This window comes from Pectinatus brassicae, from assembly GCF_014201835.1.
In the GTDB taxonomy this organism is placed as follows: Bacteria; Bacillota; Negativicutes; order Selenomonadales; family Selenomonadaceae; genus Pectinatus; species Pectinatus brassicae.
In genome coordinates, this window is record NZ_JACHFH010000020.1 from 13,899 (window position 1) to 35,606 (window position 21,708).

23 protein-coding genes and 1 other annotated feature are annotated in these 21,708 nt (G+C 36.1%); of the genes, 15 read left to right on the forward strand and 8 right to left on the reverse strand.

The window, feature by feature from the left end; all coding sequences use genetic code 11:
* Positions 1–99: 99 nt before the first annotated feature.
* The 13 genes from cobM (at position 100) to HNR32_RS08635 (ending at position 13,941) form a co-directional block, all read left to right on the forward strand.
* The gene (cobM, locus tag HNR32_RS08575; RefSeq protein ID WP_183861684.1) at positions 100–873 is read left to right on the forward strand and encodes a precorrin-4 C(11)-methyltransferase; all 774 of its coding nucleotides are present in this window, start codon (positions 100–102) and stop codon (positions 871–873) included.
* Between the two features lie 8 nt (positions 874–881).
* Positions 882–1,934 (forward strand): cobalt-precorrin 5A hydrolase, encoded by a 1,053-nt coding sequence (locus HNR32_RS08580; RefSeq protein WP_183861685.1) that lies wholly within the window; start codon positions 882–884, stop codon positions 1,932–1,934.
* Positions 1,922–2,659 carry a precorrin-3B C(17)-methyltransferase gene (cobJ, locus tag HNR32_RS08585; RefSeq protein ID WP_183861687.1) on the forward strand — a complete coding sequence of 246 codons (738 nt, stop codon included), beginning with the start codon at positions 1,922–1,924 and terminating at the stop codon, positions 2,657–2,659. The genes HNR32_RS08580 and cobJ overlap by 13 nt, the downstream gene beginning before the upstream one ends.
* Complete coding sequence (cobK, locus tag HNR32_RS08590) at positions 2,656–3,423, forward strand: precorrin-6A reductase (protein ID WP_183861689.1); 768 nt, start codon at positions 2,656–2,658, stop codon at positions 3,421–3,423. The genes cobJ and cobK overlap by 4 nt, the downstream gene beginning before the upstream one ends.
* Positions 3,424–3,526: 103 nt before the next feature.
* Positions 3,527–4,162, forward strand: coding sequence for a GntR family transcriptional regulator (locus HNR32_RS08595; RefSeq protein WP_183861691.1), 636 nt, complete (start codon positions 3,527–3,529; stop codon positions 4,160–4,162).
* A 366-nt stretch (positions 4,163–4,528) separates the two neighbouring features.
* Positions 4,529–5,746 (forward strand): quaternary amine ABC transporter ATP-binding protein, encoded by a 1,218-nt coding sequence (locus HNR32_RS08600; protein ID WP_183861693.1) that lies wholly within the window; start codon positions 4,529–4,531, stop codon positions 5,744–5,746.
* Complete coding sequence (locus HNR32_RS08605) at positions 5,746–6,606, forward strand: ABC transporter permease (protein WP_183861695.1); 861 nt, start codon at positions 5,746–5,748, stop codon at positions 6,604–6,606. The genes HNR32_RS08600 and HNR32_RS08605 overlap by 1 nt, the downstream gene beginning before the upstream one ends.
* A gap of 72 nt (positions 6,607–6,678) precedes the next feature.
* On the forward strand, positions 6,679–7,572 hold the full coding sequence (locus HNR32_RS08610; protein ID WP_231038218.1) for a glycine betaine ABC transporter substrate-binding protein: 894 nt from the start codon (positions 6,679–6,681) through the stop codon (positions 7,570–7,572).
* 142 nt (positions 7,573–7,714) lie between these two features.
* The gene (tsaD, locus tag HNR32_RS08615) at positions 7,715–8,731 is read left to right on the forward strand and encodes a tRNA (adenosine(37)-N6)-threonylcarbamoyltransferase complex transferase subunit TsaD (protein ID WP_183861697.1); all 1,017 of its coding nucleotides are present in this window, start codon (positions 7,715–7,717) and stop codon (positions 8,729–8,731) included.
* Positions 8,732–8,883: 152 nt separating this feature from the next.
* Positions 8,884–10,062 carry a putative heme d1 biosynthesis radical SAM protein NirJ1 gene (nirJ1, locus tag HNR32_RS08620; RefSeq protein ID WP_183861756.1) on the forward strand — a complete coding sequence of 393 codons (1,179 nt, stop codon included), beginning with the start codon at positions 8,884–8,886 and terminating at the stop codon, positions 10,060–10,062.
* A gap of 94 nt (positions 10,063–10,156) precedes the next feature.
* Complete coding sequence (nirJ2, locus tag HNR32_RS08625; protein ID WP_183861699.1) at positions 10,157–11,155, forward strand: putative heme d1 biosynthesis radical SAM protein NirJ2; 999 nt, start codon at positions 10,157–10,159, stop codon at positions 11,153–11,155.
* Between the two features lie 92 nt (positions 11,156–11,247).
* Positions 11,248–11,497 (forward strand) — a binding site (T-box leader).
* A gap of 132 nt (positions 11,498–11,629) precedes the next feature.
* The gene (locus HNR32_RS08630; RefSeq protein ID WP_183861701.1) at positions 11,630–12,610 is read left to right on the forward strand and encodes a bile acid:sodium symporter family protein; all 981 of its coding nucleotides are present in this window, start codon (positions 11,630–11,632) and stop codon (positions 12,608–12,610) included.
* Positions 12,611–12,813: 203 nt separating this feature from the next.
* Positions 12,814–13,941 (forward strand): DUF362 domain-containing protein, encoded by a 1,128-nt coding sequence (locus HNR32_RS08635; protein WP_183861703.1) that lies wholly within the window; start codon positions 12,814–12,816, stop codon positions 13,939–13,941.
* A 174-nt stretch (positions 13,942–14,115) separates the two neighbouring features.
* On the opposite strand, the gene HNR32_RS08640 is transcribed toward HNR32_RS08635, so the two are convergent.
* From HNR32_RS08640 to HNR32_RS08675, 8 genes are all read right to left on the reverse strand, one after another.
* Positions 14,116–14,868 carry a sulfite exporter TauE/SafE family protein gene (locus HNR32_RS08640; protein WP_183861705.1) on the reverse strand — a complete coding sequence of 251 codons (753 nt, stop codon included), beginning with the start codon at positions 14,866–14,868 and terminating at the stop codon, positions 14,116–14,118.
* Between the two features lie 55 nt (positions 14,869–14,923).
* Positions 14,924–15,529 carry an FmdE family protein gene (locus tag HNR32_RS08645; RefSeq protein WP_183861707.1) on the reverse strand — a complete coding sequence of 202 codons (606 nt, stop codon included), beginning with the start codon at positions 15,527–15,529 and terminating at the stop codon, positions 14,924–14,926.
* Between the two features lie 22 nt (positions 15,530–15,551).
* Positions 15,552–15,779 (reverse strand): thioredoxin family protein, encoded by a 228-nt coding sequence (locus tag HNR32_RS08650; protein ID WP_183861709.1) that lies wholly within the window; start codon positions 15,777–15,779, stop codon positions 15,552–15,554.
* A gap of 180 nt (positions 15,780–15,959) precedes the next feature.
* Positions 15,960–16,088: an ArsR family transcriptional regulator gene (locus tag HNR32_RS14470; protein WP_183861711.1), complete on the reverse strand. Its 129-nt coding sequence runs from the start codon at positions 16,086–16,088 to the stop codon at positions 15,960–15,962.
* Positions 16,089–16,097: 9 nt separating this feature from the next.
* Complete coding sequence (locus HNR32_RS08660) at positions 16,098–17,045, reverse strand: permease (RefSeq protein ID WP_183861713.1); 948 nt, start codon at positions 17,043–17,045, stop codon at positions 16,098–16,100.
* Between the two features lie 233 nt (positions 17,046–17,278).
* On the reverse strand, positions 17,279–17,725 hold the full coding sequence (locus tag HNR32_RS08665) for a universal stress protein (RefSeq protein ID WP_183861715.1): 447 nt from the start codon (positions 17,723–17,725) through the stop codon (positions 17,279–17,281).
* Positions 17,726–17,848: 123 nt separating this feature from the next.
* Positions 17,849–18,700 (reverse strand): PHP domain-containing protein, encoded by an 852-nt coding sequence (locus HNR32_RS08670; protein WP_183861716.1) that lies wholly within the window; start codon positions 18,698–18,700, stop codon positions 17,849–17,851.
* Between the two features lie 2 nt (positions 18,701–18,702).
* Complete coding sequence (locus HNR32_RS08675; protein ID WP_183861718.1) at positions 18,703–19,512, reverse strand: HAD family hydrolase; 810 nt, start codon at positions 19,510–19,512, stop codon at positions 18,703–18,705.
* Positions 19,513–19,841: 329 nt separating this feature from the next.
* Between HNR32_RS08675 and clpX the strand changes: the two genes are divergently transcribed.
* Positions 19,842–21,167 carry an ATP-dependent Clp protease ATP-binding subunit ClpX gene (clpX, locus tag HNR32_RS08680; protein WP_183861720.1) on the forward strand — a complete coding sequence of 442 codons (1,326 nt, stop codon included), beginning with the start codon at positions 19,842–19,844 and terminating at the stop codon, positions 21,165–21,167.
* A 6-nt stretch (positions 21,168–21,173) separates the two neighbouring features.
* Complete coding sequence (locus tag HNR32_RS08685) at positions 21,174–21,644, forward strand: peptide deformylase (protein WP_183861723.1); 471 nt, start codon at positions 21,174–21,176, stop codon at positions 21,642–21,644.
* Positions 21,645–21,708 lie beyond the last annotated feature (64 nt).

The window sequence follows — 21,708 nt, forward strand, 5'->3', positions numbered from 1 at the left end:
AAGGTCGGTTAAATTGCCCGACGATACTAATTTTGCTATAATAAAGCGATGATAAAAATAACATAAATGTTTGCGAAATTTGGAAGGAGTTATTATATAATGAATAAAGTTCATATTGTCGGGGCCGGTCCAGGTGACCCTGAACTTATAACAGTTAAGGGGCAGCGTCTTTTACAGGAAGCGGATGTGATAATTTATGCGGGGTCATTGGTAAATCCGGCGCTGCTCGATTATGCCAAAGCCCAGTGCAAAATATATAATAGTGCTTCAATGACCTTGCAGGATGTTGTAGAAGTTGTAAAAAATGCTGTAGCTGATGATTTGCAGGTAGTTCGCTTACATACAGGAGATCCGGCTATTTATGGTGCTATTCAGGAACAGATGGACGAATTTAAAAAGCTTTCAATAGATTATGAAGTTGTTCCAGGAGTAAGTTCATTTTTAGCTTCGGCAGCAGCTTTAAAGCAAGAATATACTCTGCCGGAAATTTCTCAAACAGTTATAATAACGAGAAATGCTGGTCGCACACCAGTGCCGGAAAAAGAAAACTTGAAGTCACTGGCCGCACATAATGCGACAATGTGTATTTTTCTGAGTGTCCATATGCTCAATGATGTAGTAAAAGAGCTTATTGCTGGCGGCTATAAAGAAGATACGCCAATTGCTATTGTGCAAAAAGCGTCCTGGCCGGAACAAAAAATAGTACGTGGCCGGCTAAACGATATTGTGGGAAAAGTTGGTAAGGAAGATATAACACGCACAGCGATGATTGTTGTTGGTGAATGCCTTGATACTGATTATGCTTTATCACGCCTTTATGCGCCGGAATTTACGCATATGTATCGTAAAGGAACCGATTCAGAGGGTAAGTGAGGCATATTATGAAATATGCAGTTATTGCTGTTACTGTTAACGGTGTAAAAATAGCTCAACAACTCAAGAATGCCGCAATTGGTGAAATTACTGTTTTTGCTAAGGCATCACTGTCTAGTGATGAAAATATCCGGACGTTTACTAAAATGCGGGAATTAATGAAAGAAATATTTTTCGCCTATGATGCGTTGGTATTTTGCTGCGCAACAGGTATTGCTGTACGCATGGTAGCACCATATATAAACAGTAAGGATAAAGACCCGGCAGTTGTAGTGGTCGATGAGCAGGCTAACTTTGCTATAAGCTTGTTGTCCGGGCATTTGGGCGGGGCTAATGAATTTACTGGCAGGATAGCTGGAATTTTACAGGCTGTGCCGGTTATAACTACAGCAACAGATGTTAATGGACTCATTGCGCCAGATATTATAGCCCGTAAATTAAATCTTCGTGTTGAGCCGTTGGCAGCAATAAAGCTTGTTAATAGCAAATTGCTGGAAAAGGGAAAAATACCTTATTATATAGATGAAAAATGGCCAAGGAAGGATTTTTATCGGGAATATTTACAGCAATATGGTATAAAAGCACAGTTTGTTGATGTTGGCGAAGCAGAAGCGGTGGAAAAACCCTGCGTATTTATAACGCAGCAGGATATTAACAGTGAAGATGTCTTATTACTGAAAAAAAATAAACTGATTGCCGGTGTTGGCTGTCGGCGTGGTGTAGCAGCTCAGCAGATTGAAAAATGTCTGCAGCAGGCCTGCAAACAGATTAATTATGAGATAGAAGATATAAAACTTATTGCCAGTGCTTATTTGAAGGCTGATGAACAAGGAATACTGCAGACTGCGCAAAAATATAATATACAATTACAATTTTATGAAGCAGATATCTTAAAGAAAGCAGTTTTAGATTATGGACTTAGTGAATCGGTTTTTGTAAAAAAACAGATTGGTGTGGGTAATGTTTGCGAAGCGGCAGCTTTGGCAAATGGACATAGCAAATTAATATTAAATAAAACGAAATTTGAGAAAGTGACGGTAGCTTTAGCATGGGAAAAATAACAGTTATAGGGATTGGACCGGGAAATCTTGATGACATGACACCAAGAGCACATAAAGCAATAGTAGCAGCTGATACAGTAGCTGGCTATAATACATATATAAAGTTGGTGGAATCATTACTAAATGGTAAAAATATTATTGGCACAGGAATGATGCAGGAAATCGACCGCTGCAAAATGGCATTGAATGAGGCAGTAAAAGGTCATGATGTGGCAGTTGTATCAAGCGGTGATGCCGGGGTATACGGTATGGCTGGCCTTGTGCTGGAATTATTATTGCAAATGCCGCAGGCAGATCGTCCACAGATGGATATAATACCAGGCATAAGTGCAGTTAATGCAGCAGCAGCAGTGCTGGGCGCACCACTTATGCATGATTTTGCCGTTATAAGCCTTAGTGATTTATTGACACCATGGGAACTTATTAAAAAAAGAGCAGCCTTTGCTGCTCAGGGCGATTTTGTTATTGCCCTTTATAATCCTAAAAGTCGCAAACGTGTTGAACATATAGAAGAAATAAGAAAAATTCTGCTTGAATATAAATCAGGACAGACGCCGGTAGGTATTGTTCGTGGGGCAACACGTGATAATGAAAGTGTTACTATTTCTGACTTGGAAAACTTTACTAAGGAAGATATTGATATGTTTTCACTGGTCATTATTGGCAATAGTAATACCTATGTGCAGGATAATACGATGATAACACCGCGAGGCTATAAATTATGATTTTTTTGGCGGCTGGTACGCAGGATGCCCGTGAAATTGCGCTCCTGCTGTTAGAAAAAGGCTATGAAGTAACAGCCTCGGTTGTTAGTGAATATGGTAAGATTTTATTGCAGGAGCAGAAAAATCTTACTGTAATCGAAAAAATGCTTGATGAAAAACTGCTTAGGGAATGTTTGCAAAATAGTAAAGTAAATATTTTTATAGATGCCAGTCATCCTTATGCTGTAAATATATCAAAAACAGCGATGCAGGTTTGTGAAGAGCTGGGAATTGTTTATATCCGTTATGAACGTCCCATAACAGCTTTGCCGCAGTATGATAAATTATATAAGGTGGAATCGTTTGAGGCAGCGGCAGTTAAAGCTTTTGAATTAGGCGATAATGTGTTTTTAACGACAGGAAGCCGCCATCTGCGGGAATTTACCGACTGCCGCAAAGAAAATCAGCAGCTTACAGTAAGAGTATTACCAGCACTCGAATCAGTGCAGGCTTGTATCAATGAAAAAATTAGCCTGAAAGATATAATTGCTATGCAGGGACCATTTTCCCATGCTTTAAATAAAGCTATGTATGCACAGACAAAGGCACAGGTTGTGGTAATGAAAAACAGTGGTAAACTTGGTGGAACCGATACTAAAATTACCGCAGCTATTGAGGCAGGACTAGCATTAATTGTCATTGACAGACCGCAGATAAAATATAAAAATATATTTACAGATAAAGAAGCATTGCTAAAAAAAATAGGGCAAAGTATAGTTGATTAAAAAATAAAGCTGGATTTTTTTTATTCCTGAGCTATAATATATTGTGCATATTAATAATACAGTTAAATGCAGGTATATTTTATATGGAGAGGGTTGTCACAAGATGCATTTACCAGTATATCAAACGATAGCTGTTGATTTGGCTACGCGTATAACAGAATATGAGTTTTTAGTAGGGGCTAAATTATCCGGCCGCACCCTGCTGGCCAGCCAATATTCTGTGTCCCCTGAAACTATCCGCAAGGCGGTAGTTATGCTGAAAGATGCCGGTGTTGTACAGGTATCACAGGGGCGGGAGATTCTTGTAATATCACGTGAGTGTGCTGCAAAATTTCTTACGCATCAAAAGCAGCTGCATTCGGTATATTCATTACGGCAGGAATTAGAATTGTTATTGAAGGAAAAAGAAGACATAGATACGCGTTTTCGTAAGGTTACGACAGAGATTGCATCTTATTCCGATAGATTAAAAAATATTCAGCCATATAATCCCTTAGAAATTATCGTTACTGCTGAATCAGGTCTAGAAGGAAAAACTTTACGGGATTTAGCTTTTCGGGAAATGACAGGAACCTTAGTTATTGCTGTACGCCGTGATAAGGAAATGTTCATAGCACCTGATCCTAATATAGTTTTGTGGAAGGATGATCGTCTTGTTGTTATTGGGGCGGTTGATAAATTAGAGAAGCTGAATGCATTTTTTGCTGGGAATAATAAAAAATTGGATTATTGCAGTTAATAAATAGCTATTATATTGAGAGGCTGTCGCACGTTAGTAAATATGTGCGTCAGTCTCATTTTTTTACAGGAAAATAGCAGTTTTTTAAAGAATAATTAGAATTATGAAAAAATAACTAACTATGAGTTATTAAAAAAATATATAAAAGTGTAAACAAGAACCTCGGAAAAATTGTAGGGAAAACCAATGATAATACTGAAAATGCGGCATGCATAGGCTGATAAAAAATAAAAATATAATTGTTAACTTTGTGCTTTAAAATAGCATTCTATTACTATTACAGAAGATTGAAATTTGCCAAATAACAACCTTTGTGATATAATTAGAGTTGTTAGTTTTGAAATAAAGAATCATCAGGGGGAATATATGAGCGTTAAGATAAAAGTAGAAAATTTAACGAAAGTTTTTGGGAAAAAGGTCAAACAGGCATTGGAGCTTTCTAACCAAAATAAAGAAAAAGATGAGATAGTACGCAAAACAAAAGCCACAGTAGCTGTAAACAATGTCAATTTTTCGATTAATGAAGGAGAGATATTTGTTATAATGGGACTTTCCGGTAGTGGTAAATCCACACTGGTGCGTTTACTTAATAGATTGATTGAGCCTACAGCTGGTAGTATATATTTAGATAATATGGATGTTTCTAAACTATCTAAAAATGATTTACGTGAAGTCCGTCGTACAAAAATGAGTATGGTATTTCAGGGATTTGCCCTTTTTCCGCATAGAACTGTATTGCAAAATACTGAATATGGTTTGGAAGTGCGTGGTGTTGCACCTGATGAGCGCACTAAAATTGCTGAAAATGCCTTGGATCGATCAGGCTTGCTGGCATATAAAAATCAGTATCCTCACCAATTGTCCGGTGGCATGCAGCAGCGTGTAGGTTTAGCGCGGGCACTTGCTAATGACCCAGAAATTTTATTAATGGATGAATCATTTTCAGCACTTGACCCGTTGATTCGTGGTGATATGCAGGATGAATTAATGGACTTACAGGAGCAGATGAAAAAAACCATTATTTTCATTACGCATGATTTGAATGAAGCGTTAAAAATAGGTGATCGCATCGCCATTATGAAGGATGGTAAGGTGGTTCAAATTGGTACTGGTGAAGAAATACTGACTAATCCGGCTAATGAATATGTACGTCGTTTTGTTGAGGGCGTTGATAGGACAAAAATACTTAATGTTGAGCATATAATGTCCAAGCCGCGTGCTATTATCAATGTTGATAAAGCAGGGCTGCATTTGGCAATGAATAGGATGGTAACGAGTGATTTTCCTTTTTTGATTCTTACGAATTCACATCATGAGTTTTTAGGTTATATCACGGACAGAGACACGGCATTAGCTATTAAGAAAAAAGGTGCAAATGCTAATTATAAAGATATAGTAAAAACAGATATGCATATAGTAGCACTTGATACACCGATACCAAAGATATACCGTTATTTATTATCAAAAGGAAATCTGCCGGTAGTAGTTATGGACAATAATGCTATTCGTGGTGTAATAATGCGCAGAAATGTTATAGAATTATTGTCTTCTGTGGCGCAAGAAGAGATAAGCGAGGTGGTTTGATGAGTTCTATTTTAGCAATACTGCCTCATATTGACTTGGCAGGTAAAGTAGAAAGTTTAACAAGCTTTTTAACCACGGCATGGAGTCCGTTGTTTGATGGAATACAGACCGTCGGCAATGGTATGAATGATGCTCTGACCGGATTTTTGCAGGCTGTTCCGCCGGCAGTGTTTGTTGTAGTTTTTGTACTGTTTGCCTACTGGATCAATAGAAAAAGAAAAAGTTTTGGTTTAGCTGTTTTTACGTTTATTGGATTGTGGTTTATTTATAATCAGGGACTCTGGCCAGCTTTTATTGATACATTATCCTTGATTATAATATCAAGCCTGTTATCAATTGTTTTGGGTGTACCTATTGGTATTATTATGTCAAAAAATGATACAGCCCAGGCAATAATAAAACCCATACTTGATTTTATGCAGACGATGCCGGCTTTTGTATATCTGATACCGGCTGTAGCCTTCTTTGGTATTGGTGTTGTGCCGGGGATATTTGCTTCTATTATATTTGCGTTGCCGCCAACGGTTCGCTTTACAAATCTGGGAATACGTCAGGTACCAAAGGAACTTACAGAAGCTGCTGATTCTTATGGCAGTACCGAATGGCAAAAGCTTGTAAAATTAGATTTGCCAATAGCCAGACCAACTATAATGGCGGGAATAAATCAGACCGTAATGTTGTCGTTATCAATGGTTGTAATAGCATCGATGATTGGGGCACCGGGATTAGGACGTGATGTCCTTTCAGCATTGCAGCGGGCACAGGTAGGTAATGGTTTCGTGGCAGGTTTAGGCATTGTTATATTGGCTATTATTATTGATCGACTAGCACAACGACTAAATAAGAATATAAAAAACTAAGTGCATTTATTTGCATAGGATGATGGAAATGCAATTAAAGATAGTTCTATATAAACTAAGGAGGCGTTGTATTTGTTTACAGCAAAATGGAAACGTATTATAACAGCAGGACTAAGTGTCAGTATGGCAGCACTGTTACTGGCAGGCTGCGGCGGTAATGATAGTGGCAGCAGTAAAACTTCTGATAAAAAAGAAGTGAAACTCAGCTATGTGGAATGGGATACTGAGGTAGCATCGACAAACGTTGTAGCTACAGTACTTAGAGACCTTGGCTACAAAGTAGAAGTAACACCGCTTGATAATGCTGTTATGTGGCAGGCAGTAGCGACTGGTAAATCTGACGGCATGGTAGCAGCATGGCTGCCAACAACTCATAGTGCGCAATATAAAAAATATGGCAAAGATGTAGAAAATCTTGGCCCTAATTTAAAAGGTGCTAAAGTAGGTTTGGTTGTACCGCAATATATGAAAGCCGATTCCATTGCTGATTTAAAAGATCAGGCCGGCAAAAAAATAACTGGTATTGAAGCTGGTGCTGGCGTATGTATGAAAGCGGAAAATGCTATTAAGGAATATCCTAATCTTAACGGCTGGGAATTAGAAACATCGTCTTCCGGTGCTATGGTTACAGCATTGGGTCGTGCCATAAAAGATAAAAAAGATATTATTATCACAGGCTGGACACCACATTGGATGTTTGCAACCTATAAATTAAAATATCTTGAAGATCCTAAAGGTGTATTTGGCAAAGAAGAACAGATTCATACTATTGTACGCAAAGATTTGAAAAAAGATATGCCGGATGTTTATACTGTTCTTGATAACTTTAATTGGACAGTGGAAGATATTAACGCGGTTATGCTTGATATATCAAAAGGGATGAAGCCGGAAGAAGCTGCACAAAAATGGGTGAAAGCTCATCCTGATAAAGTAGCTGAATGGACTAAAGGTATAAGTAAAAAATAAAAGACTTTATAAAAACTGGGGCAATTTAATTGTCTCAGTTTTTTTAATTTGCAGGGATATTTGTTAATGATTAATATATGATATACTAATAGTATTATGAAAAAATACAGTAAGTAACTATAGAGAAGTTTTGGAGGAAGAAATGTTAACTTTAGGGATAGAATCAAGCTGTGATGAAACATCTATTGCTATTATAAAAGAAGGTCGGGAAATTTTAGCAAATGTAATATCAACACAGATACCAATACATCAAAAGTTTGGTGGTGTTGTGCCAGAAATTGCATCGCGCAAGCATATAGTAAATATAATGCCGGTACTCGATGAGGCACTGCAAAAGGCCGATAAAAAACTTTCTGATATCGACCAGATAGCCGTAGCCTATGGACCGGGGCTGGTTGGGGCACTGCTGGTCGGTGTTTCGGCAGCGAAGGCATTAGCCTATTCACTAGATGTGCCGCTTATTCCTGTAAATCACTTGGAAGGTCATATTTTTGCTAATTTTTTATCACATCCGCAATTGGAACCGCCGTTTTTAGCCTTGGTTGTATCGGGGGGGCATACGGCGCTGGTTAATATGAAAGATTATAATAAATTTTCATTAATGGGTGAGACACGTGATGATGCGGCAGGAGAGGCTTTTGATAAAGTGGCGCGTTTATTGGGACTACCATATCCGGGCGGACCGCAGATAGATAGATTGGCTAAAGACGGTAATCCTGATGCTATAGATTTTCCTAAAGCTTTGATGGAAAAAAATAATTATGAATTTAGTTTTAGTGGGTTAAAGTCAGCAGTAATAAATTATATCCACAATGCAAAGCAAAAATCCATAGAAATAAATGGTGCAGATGTTGCGGCTTCCTTTCAAAAGACTGTAATAGACATATTGGTATACAAAGCAATTACAGCAGCCCAAAAGGCCAACATGAATACAATTGTACTGGCTGGCGGTGTGGCTGCCAACAGTATGCTCGAAGCAAAACTTATGGAGCAGTGTGCGCAGAATGATATCAAATTTTATTATCCCAGCAAGATCCTTTGTACCGATAATGCAGCAATGATAGCCTGCCGTGGTTATTATCAATCGCTAAAAGGGAAATTTGCTGATATGGATTTAAATGCTGTGCCGCATCTTACCCTGACCGACTGGGAAGAATAAAAACAGAAAGCTGTATGCATGTAATTACTATATGTGTACAGCTTTTTTTATTAATACAGGATTAATTATTGATTTTTATACTTCTTGCTGGTATCATTAAATATGAATTATATTCATATTTAATGATATTATTATGGGAGATTAAAAATTTTATGATAAGTGTTACTAAGCTTTTATTTGCTACTGAATATTATGGCGATAGTTTGCGTTATACAAAAGGCGCACGTCATGCTAAAAACGGTGTACATGAAGGTGCCGGCCCGGTAGTGGTATGGAATTGTACACGTACATGCAATTTGAAATGCCGCCACTGTTATATGGATTCTGACGCTAAAAAATATACGAATGAATTAAGTACTGAGGAAGCTAAGCAGTTTATTGATGATTTAGCTGATTTTAAAGTTCCGGTATTGTTATTTTCTGGCGGCGAACCTTTAATTCGTCCTGATTTTTTTGAGCTGGCAGATTATGCCGCTAAAAAGGGAATTCGTCCAACACTTTCAACCAATGGCACGCTTATTACACGGGAATACGCTCAGCGTATCAAAGATATTGGTGTGGGGTATGTAGGTATTTCCCTAGATGGTTTACGGGAAGTAAATGATAAATTCCGTGGCAAAGATGGCGCTTTTGAAGCAGCTATGAAGGGAATTGAAAATTGTGTAGCCGTAGGACAGCGGGTAGGACTCCGTTTCACAATAAATCAGCATAATTTACAGGAATTGGAAAACATCTTTGATTTTATCGAAGCAGAAAATATCAACCGCGTATGTTTTTATCATCTTGTATATTCTGGTCGTGGAACGCAGATGATGGATGAAGATGTTTTTCCGCAACAGTCCCGTGAAGCTATGGATATAATAATAAAGAGAACGCTTGACTTTGAAGCACGTGGCTTGAAAAAAGAAATTCTTACAGTAGACAACCATTGTGATGGCGTATATATGTATTTAAAGGCAAAAGCTGAAGGTAATGAAGCTTTGGCTGAGCAGATAAAAAAATATACGTTTTATAATGGCGGCAATCGTTCAGGTATTGCTTTTGGTGAAGTCGACCCAATGGGCTATGTACATCCTGACCAGTTTACGCAGTATTATACCTTTGGCAATGTACGCGACAGAAAATTCGGTGATATTTGGAGTGATACATCTAATCCGATTATGGCTGGACTTAAAGATAGAAAATCATTACTTACTGGCCGTTGTAGTAAGTGTAAATTTCTTGATGTCTGCAATGGTAATTTCCGTACACGGGCTGAGGCAAGAAATGACAGTTTCTGGGCGGAAGACCCATCCTGTTACCTGACTGATGAAGAAATCGGTATAAAATAATAATTATAGTGGATGATAATTTCTAAGTTTCAGATATTGGATTTATCTGGAATTTAGAAATTTATTTGTCTGGAGATAAATAAAGGAGCAAACAATGATAATTTCCTGGAATACAACCAATGCCTGCAATATGTTTTGTGACCATTGTTATCGTGACGCAGGCTGCAAGGCTGATGAAGAATTAAATACAGCTGAGGCAAAAACATTATTAGACCAGATCGCTAAAGCTGGTTTTAAAATTATGATTTTTTCGGGTGGGGAGCCGTTAACACGCCCTGATATAGTTGAGTTGGTACAGCACGCGACAAGTGTCGGGCTGCGCTCCGTATTTGGAACTAATGGAACACTTATAACAGAAGAAATGGCCCAGAAATTAAAAGATGCTGGGGCTATGGGCATGGGGATATCACTTGATTCCATGGATATAGAAAAGCATAATAAATTTCGTAAATTTGATGGAGCGTGGGAAGGTGCTGTACGCGGTATGAGAAATTGCCGCAAAGTGGGACTGCCCTTTCAAATACATACAACGGTTATGGAGTGGAATCAGCACGAACTAGAAACTATAACTGATTTTGCCGTAGCTGAGGGAGCCGTAGCGCATCATTTCTTTTTCTTAGTACCGACAGGCAGGGCTAAAACCATTGAGGCTGAATCGTTACGGGCACGGGCCTACGAAGATGTTTTAACCCGTATTATGAAAAAACAGCAGGAAGTGGACATTGAATTGAAACCAACCTGTGCCCCACAGTTTATTCGAATTGCAGACCAAATGGGGGTAAAAACACGTTTTCGTCGTGGCTGTCTGGCAGGGACATCTTATTGTATTATAAGTCCGCGTGGTAAGGTGCAGCCCTGTGCTTATTTGAATATGGAACTTGGTGATGTACGCGAAACGCCATTCGATGAAATCTGGAAAAATAATGAAGTTTTAAATACATTGCGCACATTGGAATTTAAAGGCGGCTGTGGCAGCTGCAAATATAAAAATTCCTGCGGTGGCTGTAGGGCCAGAGCAGCGTATTATCATGATGGTGATTACATGGCAGAAGAACCTTGGTGCCTGTATCATGGACGAGAAGGCCAAGCATGATGAAAGGTTCTTTAAAAAAACTATTGACAAATAAACAATAAAGCATTATAGTATGTAACTAAAGAAAACATGTAACTATGTAACTACAATGAAAAAATCTAATGATGGGAAAGAGTAACTATATCTCACTTGAATTAGCAGAGAGCTGGTTTATAGCTGAAAGACCGGTATTCAACGATAAGTGAAAATCCTCCCGGAAGAAAGACACTGAAATCTATTAGGTGTCGGCGGTTGTTCCTCGTTATCGGAAACGCGTATGTTAGTACGTTGATGAGTGCCATATAGTTGTAAAACTGTATGGAATTTGGGTGGTAACTCGGAGAATATATATCCGTCCCTTATTTAAGGGGCGGTTTTTTTATATTTATTTATAATTTAGCTAAATATATGAAGGCAAATAGTAATAATGATTCTGCAATTATTTATGCGCGCAAATAATAAGCAGATGTATTTTAACAAAAGAGGTATAAGAAAATGAATTTTATGAAAAAAGCAAGTGGCTTCTTGTCAAAAAATACGACATCACTAATTGTTTTAGTAGCTATTATCACATTTTTTGTTCCCCAATTATTTGCGTGGGTAAAAGGTAATGTCCAGATTGCTGTTTTAGCCGTTATAATGTTTTCCATGGGAGTTACGATTACTACTGATGATTTTAAATTGCTGGCAAAGCGTCCTTTTGATATTTGTATTGGTGCTATTGCCCAGTTTACAATTATGCCATTAGTAGCGTATTTTATTGCAGTCATTTTTAATTTGCCTAATGATATTGCTTTGGGAATTATTTTAGTAGGCTGTTGTCCAGGCGGAATGTCTTCAAATATAATGACTTTTTTGTGCCGTGGTGATGTGCCATATTCAGTAGGCATGTCTACTGTATCAACTTTGTTGGCACCGCTTATGACACCATTTCTGGTTTTGATGCTGGCGGGTGAACGTGTGGCGATTCCTACGCTGGGGATGTTTATTACAATAATGGAAGCTGTATTAATCCCAGTACTTTTAGGATTTTACTTGAATTATAAATTCAGTAATAGTGATAATTTTAAACAAATGCAGCAAATCATGCCGGGAATTGCTGTAATTGGTTTTGCGCTTATAATTGGTGGTGTTGTATCGGTGCAGGGGGCAAGATTCTTTACTTCAAGCTTGGTGATTTTTGTAGTAGTTGCAGCACATAATGCTATTGGCTTTGTACTTGGTTATATTGTTGGCCGTTTCTTTAAATTTTCTGTGGCTAAAAAACGTACACTTTCTATTGAAGTCGGCATGCAAAATGCTGGACTTGGTACAGGCTTGGCCATGGCTCATTTTGCGGCAATTCCGCAGGCTGCGGTCGTTACGGCTGTAGCCTGTGTATGGCAGTCAATAGCAGGAACAGCATTATCAACATTGTTTAGAAAGTATGATGATAAAAAATCAGTAGCTTTTGCTAAAAAACAGGTTTCAGCCTGATAGCGATAAAATTAACTTGAAAAACCTGCCGCAATGGCAGGTTTTTTTTGGTATATCTTGTATTATAATAAGTAATGCTGTTATAATATGTAAGTGATACTTATTATTAGGAGAATATTGACCTTATTGGATTATACTCCAATGATAATGTCAGGGGAAAGACATTATTAAAAGTCAATATATATAGGAGAAGGAGTGTTTTTATGACAAAATCAAAGGTTTATTTTACCGATATGCGGGTTCACCCCGGTAAGGCCAATTTACTGCAAAAATTAGATAAGCTTATAAAAAAAGCAGGTATTGAAAATATTGATTTTAATGATAAATTTGCTGCTTTGAAAATTCATTTCGGTGAATATGGAAATTTATCATTTTTACGTCCCAATTATGCTAAGGTAGTAGCAGATGCTGTAAAAGAAGCTGGTGGCAAACCATTTTTAACTGATTGTAATACTCTTTATGTCGGCAGCCGCAAAGAGGCATTGGAACATCTGGACACAGCTAACCTAAATGGTTTTGGGCCGATGACAACAGGCTGCCAAAATATCATTGCTGATGGCTTAAAAGGTACTGATGAAGTAGAAGTTCCTGTAGTAAACGGCGAATATGTAAAAAATGCCAAAATTGGCCGTGCGTTAATGGATGCAGATATTATTATCACTCTTACGCATTTTAAAGGTCATGAAATGACCGGTTTTGGCGGTGCAATAAAAAATATCGGTATGGGCGGCGGTTCGCGTGCCGGAAAGATGGAAATGCATTGTGAAGGCAAGCCAAGTGTTAAAGAAGATAAATGCATTGGCTGTGGTATGTGCGCTAAGACTTGCGCGCATGGCGCACCGATTATTGCAGACAGGAAATGTCATATTGATGAAGAAAAATGTGTAGGCTGTGGTCGCTGCATTGGTGTCTGCCCTACTAATGCCATCATTCCTACTAATTGGAATGCCGGCAAGATGGTAAATCTTAAAATGGCAGAATATGCTCAGGCTGTTTTACATGGTCGTCCTCATTTTCATATAAGTCTTATTGTTGATGTTTCACCAAATTGTGACTGCCATAGTGAAAATGATGCGGCAATTGTGCCTAATATTGGTATGCTGGCATCGTTTGATCCCGTGGCTATTGACCAGGCTTGCGCTGATTTAGTAAATAAAGCACCAGTTATTAGTAATTCAGCATTGGGTGAAAATTTACAGGCTAATCCAGGCGATGAGCATAAACATGATCATTTCCATAATAACCACCCTGATACAGAATGGGAATCATGTCTTGACCATTGTGAAAAAATAGGTCTTGGAACCCGTCAGTATGAATTAATAACAATGTAAAAAACAGGTATAGATAATTGTGATTATTTATGCTTTGAAAAAATCCACCTTGAATATAGATTATATATATTCAAGGTGGATTTTTCTTTAAATATTTATTATAGAAAAGGTATTGATAATATCGCGTTGATTTTTGTATAGTGTGTTAAATTAATATTTTATACTTTAGATTATTTATAGTATGTTTGTTAGCATTTTTATTGCGACTATATATAGTAGTATAGCAATAATAATTTTTATATGTTTATTTTTAAGTTTTTTACTCATTAACCAAGCGCCTAAAAGAGCGCCTGCAACTGAACCTATTGTTGTGAAAATTAATAAGGTGTAATTTAAATTTCCTATAGATGCATGACTTAAAAATCCTGAAAGTGACGAAAAAATGACAATAAATGATGTTGTTCCTGAGGCTTTTTTGGGCGAAATGCTCATCCATATAAATATAGGAATAATAATATTTCCTCCGCCGATTCCTAAAAGCCCGGATAAAAAACCAACACCACTACCAATTAGTAGACCTTTAAGAAATATAAGCTTTTCTTTTATCAAGTGATGTTCATCATAATTAGATTTTTTTTTATAGAATAACATCATAGTTGCAGCAAAAATAAGAAATATGATAAATAATAATATTAATTTATCACGTGGTATAAATTGACTGGTATATACTCCTATAGGAGAACAAATTGCTGCTGCAATTAAAGTTGGAAAGGCTATTTTCCATAAAATAAGTTTTTTATTATTAAATGTAATTGATGCCAATATCATTGCAATTACATTTAATAATAAAGCAGTACTCATAGCAACATGAATATTAATTCCTAATAACATATAAAGTGGAATTAATATAAATGCAGCACCTAATCCAGCTGAGGTCAAAATAGTTGTAACGATAAATGTAATTATTCCAGCTGTTATTTCAATCATTTTTTCTCCTTAAGCTGAATATAGTCTAATTTCTAAGCATACTATAATATTTAGCTTATTTACTTTTTTCAGCACAAGGTATGCATATTTTCTTACCGTTAATGTTTTGAAGTTTATGGGAAAAAACACGTTCTCCACACATTTCACATATTTCAGTATCAAAATTACCTTTTTTCTTCTTAAATGGGTAATTAAAAATAGGACTTATTAATAAAAAATCATCTTCACTTCTATTCATAACACCAGATAATAGTGGGTCAATAATATTAGATGGGATATTTTGAGGTAAAATACCTTGTTTGCGTTGTTGAACAAACGGTGATTGCAGCATTTTTTCAAAAAAATCTGGTTTTAACTGAATACGAACAGCCTTTTCGTTCTCAGTATCAACTAGTGTAAATGCCATTTTTCCATAATACGATTTTTTAATATTACTTTTGCCATAAGTACATCCTGTAATGGTCATTAATCCATCAACAAAGCAACCAGCAGCATGATCATTTCCTGTTTCTGCAATCAAAAATAACTCTTTATCTTTTGAACGGATTACATTTAATTGATTCATTGCAGCTGCTCCAGCTCTAAGACCTAATGGCATTGCAGGACACTTATGTCCATGAAACTCAAGGCCAAGTTGTAGAAATTCTTTTGCATTAATCATAGTGCGAATACCTCCCTTTAGGTTATAATAACTGTTTTATTTCATCCTTAGATAGTACTTTACCTGAAATTTTAACTTTACCATCTATAACTAAAGCTGGTGTACTCATTATTCCATATTGCATAATTTGTTTTATATCTTTAACTTCTTTAATATGGGCATTTATACTCTTTTCGTTAACAGCCTGCTCGGTTGCTGTGTATAATTTTTTACATTTTTCACAACCCATTCCTAAAATTTCAATATTCATTTTAATTTTCCTTTCGTAATATATCATTTATATTTTGTTTTAAGGGTTTTTTAGAAATCTTAAATAATTCTGTTCTATTTCTATTAGTAATAGAATAAATAATATGTTTTCTGTCTGTACGTGAATTAATTAAGATCTTTTTTGTTTGTAAACACTGGGATAAATTAGACTATTCAATATTTAAATATTCATTATATTACATACACATAATTCATTATTTTCCAGTAGATATATGATTTTTATACGAATAGGATTCCCAATACATTTTAATAAATCTGCGGATAATTTAATAATAATATTATCTAACATAAGTTATCCTTATATTAATATATTAAATAAATATCCAGTAAATAATATGCTGACAAATAAAATAGCTACAAATATAATTAAAAGAGGTGTTTTTAGTACATTTTTTAATATAATCATTTCTGGAAAACTTAATGCTGTTACTGCCATCATAAAAGCTAAGGCAGTTCCCAAGCTTAATCCTTTTTGAATTAGAACAGTAATAATCGGTATTATTCCAGCGGCATTAGAATATAATGGGACTCCAATTAAAACGGCTAATGGTACTGCGATGATACTATCTTTTCCAGCATATTTTACTAGTAAATCTGCAGGGGCATATCCATGAATAAATCCTCCAAGAGCAATCGCAATAATAATATAAATTGATATTTTTTTCATTATTTGTTTTGTATAGTTTAACGCATAATTAATCCTGTCTTTTATTGATTGATCTGGAATTTTATTTTCTCCAAGTTTCATTTCGTAAACATAATCTTGTACGAATCGTTCTAATTTTAGTTTTCCCATGATTATTCCAGCTATTATAGCAATAGTAAGTCCGGAAATTATATAAATTAACATAATTTTCCAACCTAATAGTCCCCATAACATTATAACTGCAACTTCGTTAACCATAGGAGAAGCTATTAAAAAAGAAAATGTAATACCTAAGGGCACACCTGATTCTATAAATCCAATAAAAACTGGTACTGCAGAACAAGAACAAAATGGTGTTACTATTCCTAAGAGTGCAGCTATAATATTGCCCCAGAAGTGATGCTTGCTATTTAATATTTTTTTTGTTTTTTCAGCTGGAAAATAAGAACGTAAAATAGATACAAAAAATATTATAATAATCAGCATAAGGAAAATCTTTATGCTTTCATAAACAAAAAAATTAAGTGCAGTGCCTAACATACTATTGGAAGATAATTTTAACAAACTATAAACCATTGTATCTGCTATTGTTTGTAACATATTATTAAGACTCCTTTTTTTATTAACATATTATTAAGACTCCTTTTTTTATTAACATATTATAATATTATAATATGTTAAAGTCAAGCGTAAATAATATTAAAAAAATAAACAAATTTATCACTATTTTGTTGTTTCATATCAATTTTATGAATAAGTATAAGAAAAGCACCTGCTGTAGATAAATACAGGTGCCTCAGCAAGACATAGATAAGTGTAGCTGTACCTGTTTTTTAATGCACCATCATTACAGAACAAATTTTGCTTTCGATCATGGCCTGACTAACACTGCCTAGAACAATGGCTTCTGCCGGATTAAGACCGCGTGTTCCCATTATAATCAAATCGGGTGATAGTTTTTGGGCGAATTCTAAAATAACTTTGCGCGGAGGACCTACTTCCACATGGCAGGTGGTTCTTTCCTGTATATCAGAAGGAAGTTTATTGAAAATGCGTTGTAGTACAATTTCACCATTTTCTTTTAAAGTGTTTTTTACGTCATCGGGTAAATCTTCCTCTTTGATATGATGCTGAGGCATTGGTCCATTGCGCAACTCAGCAGCATATAAAAGAAATAAAGTGGCATTAGTAGTATGAGCCAACGCAGCAGCTTTTAGGGCGGCTCGCTCTGAAGAGGCCGATCCGTCGATCGGAATGAGAAAACTTTTAAAAGATTCCATGTAAGTATCGCTCCTTTTAACCATATTATATAGATAGAAATTCCCTATATTTTTAAAATTACCTGCAAATATTAGAAATATTGCAGTAGGTGCATTTGTTAAGCCAATAAAGGCTATATTATTTTAAGCGAGGCCAATTTCTTCACGTTTACGTTCAGTAAAGCGGATGCGGCTGGAATAACCGAACGATTTAGCATATTCAACAGCTTCATCAACATAGGCACCGCAATCTTCCGGCTTATGGGCATCGGATGAGGTGATAATAGGCAGTTTATATTCAGCGGCTATTTTCATAAAGTCTGGATAGGGTGAAATTTCTTTTATCGGATAGCGATAATAGGTGCCTGTATTAATATCAACAACCATATCGGCTTTTTTTAAGGCTTCTGCCACGCGAATTAAATATGGTTTCACATCAAAGTCTGGCAGGAACTTAAATAGACGAATATTAAAGGGATGACCAAGCACATCGTATAGGCTGGCGTCACAGAGTTTTTCAACTTCCTGTGTGTACCATTCATAAATATCCTGCAAGTTGTGTTTATTCCATTCATCTTTTATTTGGGATGAATCATAGGCCCAGCCATGTAGAAAATGTATGGAGCCGATTATATAATCGAACTTATATTTATTTAATATATTACGAACCTTATCTTGGTTTTGAAAATTACATACTTCTATGCCAAGTTTTACTGGATAATTTTTATCTTTCAATTCATTTATAAAATCAATATAAGTTTGCAAGGAACATTTAAATTTATTGGTCTGCAGCCATTTTTTTTGGAATTGACCGATATAAGAATCATCGCAGATAACATCTTCATAATATAAGTCCTTAAAATCGGTAAAACCATGGGTGTGTTCAGAGATACCTATTTCACTGATGCCACGCTTTTTAGCACTATCAAAGAAGCCCTGTACCCAGTTTAAATCATAGGAACCATATTCAAAATGCATATGATAATCTAATTTCATTATTAGGCATCTCCCTTATAGGTGTTTTGCAGATAGGTTTTTATGGTTTTTGTTACGCCGTGCTGATTATTGGAAGGAGCTATGTACTTGGCAATTGATTTTACTTCATCGACTGCGTTATCCATAGCATAACTTTCACCGACGGCTTTGAGCATTTCACAGTCATTATAAAAATCACCGAAAGCCATGCATTCTTCTGGTTTTATATCGAGCATCGACTGAATTTTTTGAATGGCAATGCCTTTATTGATATTTTGCGGCATTATATCGACCCAGACAGCTGATGCCATAACAACCTGGACATCAGCTTTATATTTTTCTAGTTGATTATAGGCCGTATGAATGGCCTTATTATTATCACAATCGCAGACAGATATTTTTATTATAGGATCAGTTATTTGGCTGAAATCATCAATTAACTGGTGACGTGTGTAATATTTTGCCATTTCGTCGATAAAGGGTTGATATTTGTCTACGATATAGCTGCCCTGACACGTACATACTACCGTATAAACACCGGGAAGCGAAGTAGCCGCAGCTATTAAGGAATCAGTGAGTTCGGCAGGCAGACTGGAGGATGATAATAGCTTATCACCCTTAGACACCATGGTGCCGTTTTCAGCAATGAATAACCAGTCATCTTTGTATTTGGAGAATTGATGTACAAGAGCATCATGCTGGCGGCCGCTGGCTGGTGAAAAAATAATATTGCGTTTTTTAAGTTCCATTATTATCTCATCAAAATCATGGGGCAGATTACCACAATCATCGAGTAATGTACCATCCATATCAGAAATTATCCATTTTATCATTGTAAAATTCTCCTATGTTAAATTTATATCCATTATAGCATAAAGCATTGTAAATGCCAGTTTATATCTGCCAAATATGCTGCTGTATGCTGAAAAATTACTATAAAATAATTTACAGTAAATAAATAAACTATAACATTATAATCTTTTGTCAATTATTATTTACACTATATGTTTTCGTCTGTTATACTATAATATAAGGTAAATATAATATTTTATCGACAAGCAGTTAATAGTAATTGCCGTAGCTGTTACTTAATAGGCTGAAAAAATAATAGTGTTTTATAACAATATTATTTGGCTGTTACTAGGGAAAGAAGGAATTTAAAATGGCTCAAAACGATTTGCATCATGTATGCAGTTTTTGTAAGCGTGATATAAAAATAACAAGTCAATATGACTTACCAATTTATGACCCGCAGACAGGCTTTGCAATTTGTAAAAATTGCATAAAAGACATTTATCAGTTGATTACTGATAATGAAGAAGAAAATGCTAAAATAGACAGACAAAGATTTATTAATGATTTGGACAGTGTGCTCGATAAAAATCGTCCGCATATTATTAAAGAATACCTTGATGAATATATTGTCAACCAGGACCATGCCAAGAAAATATTGGCGGTTGCTGTTTATAATCATTACAAACGCATGAAATGCATGGATAAAAAAGATAATGTAGATATCGAAAAATCCAATGTAATTATGATGGGACCGTCTGGTTGTGGTAAGACAGCAATGCTGTCACATTTAGCTAAATTGCTTGATATACCATTTGCGGTTACTGATGCTTCCAGCTTGACTGAAGCAGGGTTCGTTGGTGCTGATGTTGAAGTTGCTGTTCGTAATTTGTATTATGCAGCTAATAAGGACATTGAAAGAACGGAACATGGCATTATTTACTTGGATGAATTTGATAAAATAGCCAGAAAATCAGGCGAAAATAATTCTATTACAGCAGATCCCGGCCATGAAGGTGTACAGCAGGCACTTTTAAAAATGCTTGAGGGGAATGTCGTGGAATTTACAGCCAGAGGCCAAAGAAAACATCCAGAAGCACCAACTACTAAAATTGATACCACGAATATTTTATTTATAGTTGGCGGGGCCTTTGTTGGCATTGAAAAAATTGTTGAAAGACGCTTGAAAAGCAATGATTCATCCATCGGATTTGGTGCTCAGGTAAAAGACAAGAATGAAGACAGTAAATATGATGAATTAATAAAGCAGGTAACACCGGAAGACTTAATGAAATTTGGGATAATTCCTGAAATAATCGGTCGCCTGCCAATTATTTGTACTTTAGGAACTCTTGATGAAGATGCTTTACTGCGTATTTTGACTGAACCAAAAAATGCGCCGGTTAAACAGTATGAAAAATTGATGTCCGTAGATAATGTTACGTTGAAATTTACTGAAGAAGCGCTGCGGGCTGTGTCTAAAAAGGCTATCGCCCGCAAAACTGGTGCGCGCAGTCTAAAAGGAATTTTAGAAGAAGCCATGCTTGATATTATGTATGAACTTCCTAAATCAAAGGAAAAACGCCAGGTAACAATTACCGCAGAGTGTATCGAAAAAAATGCTGCGCCGCAAATAGAAGTCTTAGCTTCAAATGAAGATGATTCAGTTGAAGAAAAAGATAATTTTGCTGGGTGATAAAAAATGATAAAACCAGTACTAATATTGGGGAATGATGACTTATACCAAAAGAGTCTGCCAGTGGGAAGCACTGAAGATATTACCAATATTGCAGCTGATTTGCAGGACACTTTAGCTGCTTGTCGAACACAAAATATAATGGCACTCACTGCACCGCAGATTGGTATAAAAAAGCGCATCATCTATATGCATATAGATGAACCAATTATATTCATAAATCCGCAATTGGTTTTTCCTATGCCGATGCTGCAGGAGGTTTGGACCAAGTCCCAGTCAATGCCGGGATTGTCGGTAAAGGTAAGACGCTATGAGCAGTGCAATGTTCATTTTATGGATATAAACGGCCAAAAGCAGATTTTTTATCTGCAGGGTGAGCTGGCCAGCCTTATGCAGCAAAAATATGATTATCTTGAAGGAATACTGGCGACGATGCGCACTATTGACAGCAGATCATTTAAATTAATACAGTCTTAATAACAGATATAATTAAAAGTCAGACTTAGAAAACTATAGCAGTGGATAAGTCTGGCTTTTGCTA

Excerpts from the sequence above, each read along its gene's own strand:
- HNR32_RS08630 (WP_183861701.1), top strand. The coding sequence starts at position 11,630 with ATGAATTTTATGAAAAAAGCAAGTGGCTTCTTGTCAAAAAATACGACA.
- HNR32_RS08640 (WP_183861705.1), bottom strand. The coding sequence starts at position 14,868 with ATGATTGAAATAACAGCTGGAATAATTACATTTATCGTTACAACTATT.
- HNR32_RS08595 (WP_183861691.1), top strand. The coding sequence starts at position 3,527 with ATGCATTTACCAGTATATCAAACGATAGCTGTTGATTTGGCTACGCGT.
- HNR32_RS08635 (WP_183861703.1), top strand. The coding sequence starts at position 12,814 with ATGACAAAATCAAAGGTTTATTTTACCGATATGCGGGTTCACCCCGGT.
- cobM (WP_183861684.1), top strand. The coding sequence starts at position 100 with ATGAATAAAGTTCATATTGTCGGGGCCGGTCCAGGTGACCCTGAACTT.
- HNR32_RS08675 (WP_183861718.1), bottom strand. The coding sequence starts at position 19,512 with ATGATAAAATGGATAATTTCTGATATGGATGGTACATTACTCGATGAT.
- HNR32_RS08605 (WP_183861695.1), top strand. The coding sequence starts at position 5,746 with ATGAGTTCTATTTTAGCAATACTGCCTCATATTGACTTGGCAGGTAAA.
- HNR32_RS08685 (WP_183861723.1), top strand. The coding sequence starts at position 21,174 with ATGATAAAACCAGTACTAATATTGGGGAATGATGACTTATACCAAAAG.
- HNR32_RS14470 (WP_183861711.1), bottom strand. The coding sequence starts at position 16,088 with ATGTTAGATAATATTATTATTAAATTATCCGCAGATTTATTAAAATGT.
- cobJ (WP_183861687.1), top strand. The coding sequence starts at position 1,922 with ATGGGAAAAATAACAGTTATAGGGATTGGACCGGGAAATCTTGATGAC.
- HNR32_RS08660 (WP_183861713.1), bottom strand. The coding sequence starts at position 17,045 with ATGTTACAAACAATAGCAGATACAATGGTTTATAGTTTGTTAAAATTA.
- HNR32_RS08645 (WP_183861707.1), bottom strand. The coding sequence starts at position 15,529 with ATGATTAATGCAAAAGAATTTCTACAACTTGGCCTTGAGTTTCATGGA.
- nirJ2 (WP_183861699.1), top strand. The coding sequence starts at position 10,157 with ATGATAATTTCCTGGAATACAACCAATGCCTGCAATATGTTTTGTGAC.
- clpX (WP_183861720.1), top strand. The coding sequence starts at position 19,842 with ATGGCTCAAAACGATTTGCATCATGTATGCAGTTTTTGTAAGCGTGAT.
- tsaD (WP_183861697.1), top strand. The coding sequence starts at position 7,715 with ATGTTAACTTTAGGGATAGAATCAAGCTGTGATGAAACATCTATTGCT.
- HNR32_RS08670 (WP_183861716.1), bottom strand. The coding sequence starts at position 18,700 with ATGAAATTAGATTATCATATGCATTTTGAATATGGTTCCTATGATTTA.
- cobK (WP_183861689.1), top strand. The coding sequence starts at position 2,656 with ATGATTTTTTTGGCGGCTGGTACGCAGGATGCCCGTGAAATTGCGCTC.
- HNR32_RS08580 (WP_183861685.1), top strand. The coding sequence starts at position 882 with ATGAAATATGCAGTTATTGCTGTTACTGTTAACGGTGTAAAAATAGCT.
- HNR32_RS08600 (WP_183861693.1), top strand. The coding sequence starts at position 4,529 with ATGAGCGTTAAGATAAAAGTAGAAAATTTAACGAAAGTTTTTGGGAAA.
- HNR32_RS08665 (WP_183861715.1), bottom strand. The coding sequence starts at position 17,725 with ATGGAATCTTTTAAAAGTTTTCTCATTCCGATCGACGGATCGGCCTCT.
- HNR32_RS08650 (WP_183861709.1), bottom strand. The coding sequence starts at position 15,779 with ATGAATATTGAAATTTTAGGAATGGGTTGTGAAAAATGTAAAAAATTA.
- nirJ1 (WP_183861756.1), top strand. The coding sequence starts at position 8,884 with ATGATAAGTGTTACTAAGCTTTTATTTGCTACTGAATATTATGGCGAT.